A 7,890-nucleotide genomic window follows, 5' to 3' on the forward strand; every position below is an offset into this window, starting at 1 on the left:
CCGGGGGGGCGGGGGGGGGCGGGGGGGGGGGGGCGGGGGGCCGGGGGCGGGGCACCCCGCGCTCCCGGGGGCGCCGCCCGGGCGGCCGCCGAGTCGGCGGGTGCTGTCCGGCCGGTCGGCGATGCGGGGGAGTGCCGGACGGTCAGCCGGCGGTCAAGCGGCCTTGCAGCCGCAGCTCGCCCGCCGCACCACCGAGACCGGCAGGGTCAGGGAGACCGGCTCTGCGGGGTTCTGCGCCGTCTGGCCGCCGCTGAGGCGTCGGACCAGCAGCTCCACCGCTTCCTCGCCCATGCGCCGCATCGGCTGCCGCACCGTCGTGACCGCCGGCCGTACCAACCGGCTCAGGGCGATTCCGTCGAACCCGGTCACGGCCACGTCCTGCGGTACGCGAAGGCCCCGCCGCTCCAGCGTGTGCAGCGCGCCCACGGCCATCTGGTCATTGGCGAACAGGAGCGCTTCGGGTCGGTCCCCGGGGCGGTCGAGAAGGGCGTCGGCCGCCCGCGCGCCCTCCGCCTGCGTCATCATCGGGACCCGCAGATCAGGTTCGGCGCCCACCGCGATCCCCGCGGACCGGCAGGCCTCGGCGTACCCCCGGAACCGCGCCTCGACGTCCGGTGACTCCTCCGCGAACCCGACGTACGCGAGCCGCCGCAAGCCGTGGTCCTCGATCAGGTGCCGGGTGAGCTCCCGCTGGCCGTCGGAGTTGGCGACCTCGATGTGATCGAGGTGGTCCAACTGGTTCGACTCCCGCGGTCCGGCCAGCATCACGACCGGCTGGCGGCGCGAGATCACCTCGAGGTCCTCCGTCGGTACGGTGCGGGCGAGCACCGCGAACCCGTCGACCCGGCCCGCGACTTTCGCCACGAGGCTCTCCGGCCCGCCCTTCAAGGAGGCCGCGATCAGCAGGGCGTACCCATGGCGGCGAGCGGCCCGTTCCATGCCGCGGATGATCTGGTCCGAGTAGAGCATGGCGGCTTCGTCGTCGGCCTCGTCCCCATGACCGGCTTCGGCCTCGGACTCGGCGTCCGGGTCGGAGTAGTCGGGGAAGCAGAGCCCGAGGACGCCGGTGGAACGGCTGGCGAGCCCGCGTGCGTTGCCGCTCGGCACGTAACCGAGATCACGGGCGACCGCGAGCACACGCTCCCGGGTCTGGGCGCGGACCGAGTCGGGGTTGCGGTAGACCCGGGACACGGTGGCGATGGAGACACCGGAACGCTCGGCGACGTCGTACACCGTGGGGGTTGTGCTCACTGAATCGGTCCCCCGAGTCGGTCGCATGGGCAGTATGTGAATGAAAGCGCATTCATCTTAGGTGGGCCTGTGGGAGGCGGGCAAGGCGGGACCCGGCCCCTGGCCTCGGGAGCCGGCACCCCGGGCCCTCGGCATCCCCGGCATCCCGGATCCCCGGCATCCCGGATCCTCGGCATCCTCGGCATCCCCGGCCCTCGGCATCCCCGGCCCTCGGCATCCTCGGCATCCCGGATCCTCGGTCTCCCGCACCCTCGGCACCCCGGTCCCTCGGCCCCCCACGGCCCTGTTCACCCGCATCGTCCCGGTGGGCGCTCGCTCCCGTCCGTACCAATTGGGCGCTCGCTCCCGTCCCTACCAATGGCCGCCGCCGCTCACCGTACGACCGCCGCCGCTCACCCCGACGACGCACGCAGCTGCACCAGATACGCGGCCGTCAGTGCCACGGCACGGTCCTTGTCGTCGGACAGCTCGGCGAGGGCGCCGTCGGCCGTCTTGCCGGGAATGCCCGCCAAGGCCTGGGTGAGCCGTCCGCGCGCGGCCGCCGGGGTGGCCACGTGGCCGAGGTGTTCGACGAGCAGGCCCGCGACCTGCCCGGCCGTGGCGGAGTCGGACGCCAGCGTGCTCAGGGCGTCGGCGGCATCGGTGTCGCGAACTCCCTGCACGATCATGTCGATGAGTACCGGGATCGCCCGGGTCTCGCCGCGCGTCCCGAGGGCGAGGGCGGCATGTCCGCGCACCGCCGGCTCGGCGTCCGCCAGAGCGTGGCGCAGCTCGGTGGTGGCATCCTCGCGGGTCAGCGCGGCGAGGCACCGGACCGCGCGTTCGCGCACCGCGGCGGCCGGTGAGCGCAGACCTTCGGCCAGCAGCGCCGTGACGTCCTCGCCCGAGCGGGCCAGCGCCCAGCGCAGGGCGCCGGCGACGTTGGGGTCGGTTTCGGTCAGTGCCGCCTCGACCAAGGCCTCCTTGGGCACCGGTGCGTCGTCGCCGGAGGTGAGGGCCGCGCGTTGGCGGGTGTCGGCGCTCTTGGACCCCAACGCCTGCAGAAGCCCGACCACTTGGAGCACCGCCTCCCAGCTCGCCGGACCGGCGCCGTCGATCCGCTGCAGGCGCGTGAGCAACTCCGTCTCGGCCGCGATGCGTTCCCTCGTCCGCACGATCAGATCGCCGACCAGCGTCGCGGGCGTGAAGCCCGGATCGTCGAGCGCACGCCCGATCTCGCGCAATGAAAGACCCAGCGACCGCAGGCTCTCGATATGGAAGATCCGCCGGATGTCCTCGCCGGAGTACTCCCGATAGCCGGTGCCGGTGCGGGCCGAAGGCCGCAGCAGGCCGAGCGACTCGTAGTGCCGGAGCATGCGGGCGCTGACTCCGGAGCGCCGCGCCACCTCGCCGATCAACATGCCGGTCATTCTCCTGGTCCGCCGGTCATTCTCCCGGTCGGTCCTGGAGGGCGACGACGCGTTTCGCCTCCTCGACGGCGAACGCGAATCCGGCGTCCGGGTCGCGCAGCAGCCGCAGCGTGGCCAGCGCGTGCGTGCGGACGCCTCCGTCGGTCGCTGCCGCCGCCGCTCGCAGCGCCGGCTCGGAGCTGTCTCCGAGCGTGATCAGGGCCCTGCTGAGGCTCAGATGTGTCTCCCGTTCGCCGCGCCCGAGCTGTGTCGCGAGCAGTGTGGCCAGACCCGGCTCGTCACCTTCGGGTACGAGTACCACCGCGGCCCGCCAGGCGCTGCGCGCCACCTCGTCCTCGGCGTCGGTCAACAGCTCTCGCGTGATCGCCGGCCAAGCGCGCCGGTCCCCGAGCTTGGACAGTGTGTGCAGCGCCTGGCTGCGTGCCTGCGCACGCGCCGATCCGAGCTCGCCCCTCAGCGCGGGCAGCGTCAGGGACACCGGGTGGCGGGTGAGCGCCCAGGTCAGCATGTCCCGCACGAAGAACTCGGGCTCGATCGCGCAGCGCTCGACGAGCGCGTCCACGAAGCGCGGCTCGGGCGCCGAACCGGCCGCCAGCGCGGCCCGCAGCCGTACGGAGGAACGGCTGTCCTCGAGCGCCTCGAGCACCCGTGTTCCCCCGGTGTTCTGTCCTGTGATCGTCATCGAGATCACCTCCTCGGCGACGAGCCAAGACCTTGCCACCGTGTCAAGGTCAAACACCTCGCGCCCACCGGGCGGCCAGGTACCCTCCACCGCACAGGAGCCGAGGAGGTCGGGTGGTCCGGGAACGCGCAGGCCGGGTGCTGGGGGCGAACCTTCGCGCACTGCGGGAACAGGCGGGGCTCACGCTGTCCGCCCTGGCCCGTGAGTCGGGCATCGCCAAGGGGACGTTGTCGCAGCTGGAGTCCGGCACGGGCAACCCCACGATCGAGACAGTGTTCAGCTTGTCGAACGCCCTCGAGGTTCCGGTCTCCTCGCTCCTCACCGAGCGCACCGACCCCGACGTGGTCCTCGTGCGTTCCGGCGGACTCGAGGTGCTCAGCAGCAACGCCGTCGACCTGCGGATGCTGCGCCGCATGGACATCACCGACAAGGCGATCGAGCTCTACGACCAGCGGGTGCGCCCGGGGGAGGTCCAGCACTCCGCGGGACACCCGGGGCGCGAGCATGTCGTGGTGACATCGGGGCAGCTCAGAGTGGGTCCGCCGGATGCGCCGTACGAACTGGGGCCCGGTGACTACGTGTGCTTCGACGCCGGGCGGCCGCACCTCTACGAGACCGTCGGCGGACCGGTCGTCTCGGTCCTGATGCTGGAGTACCCGGCCGACGCGGGGCCGCCCGCCCTCGGTGGATCGTGTGGGATCCCCGCACCGCGCAAGCCGGGGCGTGCGAAGGGTTGACCGCGTCGCCAACTCCTTTCTACGCTCGCACCGTTCATTGAAATGAACGGAAGCGGGGTGGGTGGTGTCCTCCGACATCGTGGTCGTGGGTGCCGGCATGATCGGCGCCGCCTGTGCGGAGGCGCTCAGCGCCGCCGGCCTGAACGTCACGGTCCTCGACCGCGCGGGGATCGCCGGCGGCACGACCGCCGCGGGCGAGGGCAATGTGCTGGTCTCCGACAAGGCACCGGGCCCCGAGCTGGAACTCGCCCGCGCCTCCCGCCGCCGCTGGCCCGGCCTGCTCGCCGCACTGCGCGAAGAGCTCGGCCCCGCATTGGCCGAGGCGGAGTGGGAGGCCAAGGGCGGCCTGGTGGTCGCGACCACCGAAGAGGCCGCCGCGCCCCTGGCGCACTTCGCGGCCGCGCAACGCGCCGTCGGCATCGGCGCGGAAGAGATCACCCCGGAAGCCGCCGCGCGGCTCGAACCCCACCTCACCCGCAGCGTCACCGCCGCCGTCCACTACCCCGAGGACGCCCAGCTCCAGCCGGTGCTCGCGGCCACGACGCTGCTGGCCGCGGTGCGTGCCCGCGGCGGCGAAGTCCGCGCCGGCACGACGGCGCTCGGAGTGTCACGGGACGCCGCCGGCCGGGTCAGCGGCGTACGCACCGATGACGGCACCCTCGCCTGCCGTGCGGTGGTCAACGCCTGTGGCCCGTGGGCGGGTTCGTTCGCCGCCCGGGCCGGGGCGCCGATCACGGTGCTGCCGCGGCGCGGCATGATCCTCGTGACCGGCCCGCTGCCCGCGGGAACCGTCCGGCGCAAGGTGTACGACGCCGACTACGTCGGTGCGGTCGCCAGCTCGGACGCCGATCTGCAGACCTCGACCGTGGTCGAGTCCACCCGTGCGGGCACGGTGCTCATCGGCTCCAGCCGCGAGCGCGTCGGCTTCGACGAGACCGTACGCGTCGACGTACTGCGCGAGTTGGCCCGTAAGGCCGTCGCCTTGTTCCCGGTCCTCGCCGGTGTGCCGGTGATGCGGGCGTACGGGGGTTTTCGGCCGTACGCGCCCGACCATCTGCCCGTGATCGGCGCCGACCCCCGGCTGCCCGGCCTGTGGCACGCGACCGGACACGAAGGCGCGGGCATCGGACTCGCGGCGGCCACCGGGCGCCTGCTCGCCGACCTGTACACGGGAGCGGTGCCCGAGCTCGATCCGGAGCCGTTCCGGGTGGACCGACCGGCTGTCATCGAGGGGGAGGAGGCCGCGTGAAGGTACTCATCGACGGCAAGGAGACCGTGGCGGCCGAGGGCCAGACCGTGGCGGGTGTGCTGCTCGGCGCGGGCGTCACGGCGTGGCGCACGACCAGGGGCGGTGGCCGGCCGCGCGGCGTCTTCTGCGGAATCGGTGTGTGTTTCGACTGCCTGGTCGTGGTCAACGGCATCGCGGATGTACGGGCATGTCAGCGGCTCGTCCGCGACGGAGACGACATCCGGGCGCAGCACGGTGCGGAACTGCCGTCGTGAGCCGCGTCGTTGTCGTGGGCGGCGGGCCCGCCGGGATGGCGGCCGCACGGGCGGGCGCCGAGGCCGGCGTCGGGGGGGTGCTGATCGGCTCGGGCGCACGGCTGGGGGGCCAGGACCACCGGCAGGGCTCCCCCGCGGGCACGGAACGGTTCACGCTTCCTTCCGGTGTCGAGTACCTGGGGGAGTCGGTCGTCTGGGCGCTCGAACCCGTGGCGGGCGGGCACCGGGTGCATGTGCGCACCGGTCCTGCCGACGGGCCGGGCAGGACCGGCCGCAGCGTCGACACCCCGGCCCTGGTGCTTGCCACCGGTGCGTACGACCGGGCGCTGCCCTTTCCCGGCTGGGACCTGCCCGGCGTCTTCACGCCCGGCGCCGCGCAGGCGCTGGCGAAGGGGCAGGGTGTACGGGTGGGGGAGCGGGTGCTGCTCGCCGGGACCGGGCCCTTCCTGCTGCCGGTGGCGCGGTCGCTGATCGACGTCGGGGCGCGTGTGGCCGGTGTGCTGGAGGCGGGCGGGCCCGTCAGCGGCTGGCTCGCCCACCCCGGCGGTCTGCTGGCCGGTACCGGAAAACTGGGCGAACTGGCGGGCCACGCCGCCCTGTTGGCGCGCCATCGCGTCCCCTACCGGCGCCGCACCGCCGTGCTCGAGGCGCACGGAACCGACCGCGTCGAAGCGGTCACGACGGCCCGCCTCAACCCCGACTGGACCGTGGTGCCCGGCAGTTCGCGCCGCATCGAGGTCGATGCCGTGTGCGTCGGTTTCGGTTTCACCCCGCAGCTCGAACTCGCCGTCGCGGCACGCTGTGCGCTCGCCGACGGCTTCGTCACCGTCGATGCCGCCCAAGCCACCTCCGTACACGGCGTGTTCGCGGCCGGGGAGCTCACCGGCATCGGCGGAGCGGAACTCTCCGCCGCGGAGGGCACGATCGCCGGCGCCGGTGCGGCCCGGCTGCTCGGCGCCCGCCCGGTGCCACCCGTCCGCGCGCTGCGGAAGGCCCGTACGGGCCGCCGGTTCGCCGCCGCGCTGGCCGCCGCGCATCCCGTACGGGACGGCTGGCGCAGCTGGCTGCGCGAGGACACCCTCGTGTGCCGCTGCGAAGAGGTCCCGTACGGAGAGCTGTGTGCAGCCGCCCGCGAGCGCGAGGCGTACGGCGGCCGCTCGCTCAAGCTCGTCACCCGCGCGGGTCTCGGCCCGTGCCAGGGGCGGATCTGCGGCCGCGCGGTCGCCGAACTCACCGGCATCCAGGACGCCGCCGCCACGTTCGCCCGCCGCCCGATCGCCGCACCGCTGCGCCTTGGTGAGCTTGCCGAGGACCCGGGCCCTCAGCACGAGGGGCCATAGGGGCCGGCGCTTGCGGAAGGCGGCAGTAACTCCCGCACCAGCCGCAGTAACTCCCGTACCAGCCGCAGTAACTCCCGTACCAGCCGCAGTAAGTCCCGCACCAGTCGCAATAGCTCCCCCCATCAGCCGCAATAACTCCCGTACCAGCAAAAGGAGATGGCACATGACACAGGAGAAGCTCGACGGGGTCATCGTGGCGACCGCGCTGCCCTATGCCGAGGACCCGAGCGCCCCCGCCGGACTCCGCGTCGACCTCGACCGGTACGCGGAGCACTGCCGCTGGCTCATCGACAACGGCTGCCGAGGCGTCGGGCCCAACGGGTCCCTCGGCGAGTACTCCTCGCTGACCGACGACGAGCGCAGGGCCGTGGCCCGTACCGCGCTCGAGGCGGTCGGCGACGACGGGATCGTGGTGGTCGGCGTGCACGGCGTCGGAGCGCACCAGGCCCGGGACTGGGCCGAGAAGGCCGCCGAGGACGGTGCGCACGGGGTGCTGTGTCTGCCGCCGACGATGTACCGGGCCAACACCTCCGAAGTGATCCACCACTTCGAGCAGGTCGCGCGCGCCGGGCTGCCCGTGATGGCGTACAACAACCCGATCGACACCAAGGTCGACCTGACACCCGAGGTCGTCGCGGAGATCGCCTCGATCGACAACGTGGTGGCCGTGAAGGAGTTCTCCGGTGACGTACGCCGGATCCTGGAGATACGGGAGAAGGCGCCGGACATCACCGTCGTCGCGGGGGCCGACGACCTCGTGCTCGAGGCGCTCCTGATGGGCGCCACCGGCTGGTTCGCGGGCTTCCCCAACGTCTTCCCCGCCGAATCCGTACGGCTCTACGAACTCGCCCTCGACGGCCGGCTCGACGAGGCCCGTGCCCTGTACGAACCGCTGGTGGCGGCTTTCCGCTGGGGCTCGCGCATCGAGTTCGTCCCGGCCATCCAGCACGGCATGGGCCTCGGCGGGC

General features: G+C 73.3%; 8 protein-coding genes. 5 read left to right on the forward strand and 3 right to left on the reverse strand.

What is annotated here, in order from left to right; genetic code table 11:
• Nucleotides 1-153 precede the first annotated feature (153 nt).
• From JAO81_RS10565 to JAO81_RS10575, 3 genes are all read right to left on the reverse strand, one after another.
• Nucleotides 154-1,278 carry a LacI family DNA-binding transcriptional regulator gene (locus JAO81_RS10565; RefSeq protein ID WP_199547525.1) on the reverse strand — a complete coding sequence of 375 codons (1,125 nt, stop codon included), beginning with the start codon at nucleotides 1,276-1,278 and terminating at the stop codon, nucleotides 154-156.
• 365 nt (nucleotides 1,279-1,643) lie between these two features.
• Nucleotides 1,644-2,651 carry a MerR family transcriptional regulator gene (locus JAO81_RS10570; RefSeq protein WP_199547593.1) on the reverse strand — a complete coding sequence of 336 codons (1,008 nt, stop codon included), beginning with the start codon at nucleotides 2,649-2,651 and terminating at the stop codon, nucleotides 1,644-1,646.
• Between the two features lie 25 nt (nucleotides 2,652-2,676).
• Nucleotides 2,677-3,342, reverse strand: coding sequence for a HEAT repeat domain-containing protein (locus tag JAO81_RS10575; protein ID WP_199547594.1), 666 nt, complete (start codon nucleotides 3,340-3,342; stop codon nucleotides 2,677-2,679).
• A 113-nt stretch (nucleotides 3,343-3,455) separates the two neighbouring features.
• On the opposite strand from JAO81_RS10575, the gene JAO81_RS10580 reads away from it, so the two are divergent.
• The 5 genes from JAO81_RS10580 to JAO81_RS10600 all read left to right on the forward strand — a co-directional run.
• The gene (locus JAO81_RS10580) at nucleotides 3,456-4,079 is read left to right on the forward strand and encodes a helix-turn-helix domain-containing protein (RefSeq protein ID WP_199547526.1); all 624 of its coding nucleotides are present in this window, start codon (nucleotides 3,456-3,458) and stop codon (nucleotides 4,077-4,079) included.
• Between the two features lie 64 nt (nucleotides 4,080-4,143).
• Nucleotides 4,144-5,328, forward strand: coding sequence for an FAD-binding oxidoreductase (locus JAO81_RS10585; RefSeq protein ID WP_199547595.1), 1,185 nt, complete (start codon nucleotides 4,144-4,146; stop codon nucleotides 5,326-5,328).
• The gene (locus JAO81_RS10590) at nucleotides 5,325-5,582 is read left to right on the forward strand and encodes a (2Fe-2S)-binding protein (protein WP_199547527.1); all 258 of its coding nucleotides are present in this window, start codon (nucleotides 5,325-5,327) and stop codon (nucleotides 5,580-5,582) included. The genes JAO81_RS10585 and JAO81_RS10590 overlap by 4 nt, the downstream gene beginning before the upstream one ends.
• On the forward strand, nucleotides 5,579-6,922 hold the full coding sequence (locus JAO81_RS10595; RefSeq protein WP_307813282.1) for an NAD(P)/FAD-dependent oxidoreductase: 1,344 nt from the start codon (nucleotides 5,579-5,581) through the stop codon (nucleotides 6,920-6,922). Before JAO81_RS10590 ends, JAO81_RS10595 begins: the two co-directional genes overlap by 4 nt.
• 163 nt (nucleotides 6,923-7,085) lie before the next feature.
• The coding region (locus tag JAO81_RS10600; protein ID WP_233415172.1) for a dihydrodipicolinate synthase family protein at nucleotides 7,086-7,890 on the forward strand (805 nt) is incomplete at its 3' end.

Origin of the sequence: Streptomyces sp. N35, from assembly GCF_016464295.1 — a bacterium.
Taxonomy (GTDB): Bacteria; Actinomycetota; Actinomycetes; order Streptomycetales; family Streptomycetaceae; genus Streptomyces.

Bases quoted from the DNA above. Each gene is read 5' to 3' on its own strand.
- JAO81_RS10565 (WP_199547525.1), bottom strand. From the start codon at position 1,278: ATGCGACCGACTCGGGGGACCGATTCAGTGAGCACAACCCCCACGGTG.
- JAO81_RS10575 (WP_199547594.1), bottom strand. From the start codon at position 3,342: ATGACGATCACAGGACAGAACACCGGGGGAACACGGGTGCTCGAGGCG.
- JAO81_RS10570 (WP_199547593.1), bottom strand. From the start codon at position 2,651: ATGTTGATCGGCGAGGTGGCGCGGCGCTCCGGAGTCAGCGCCCGCATG.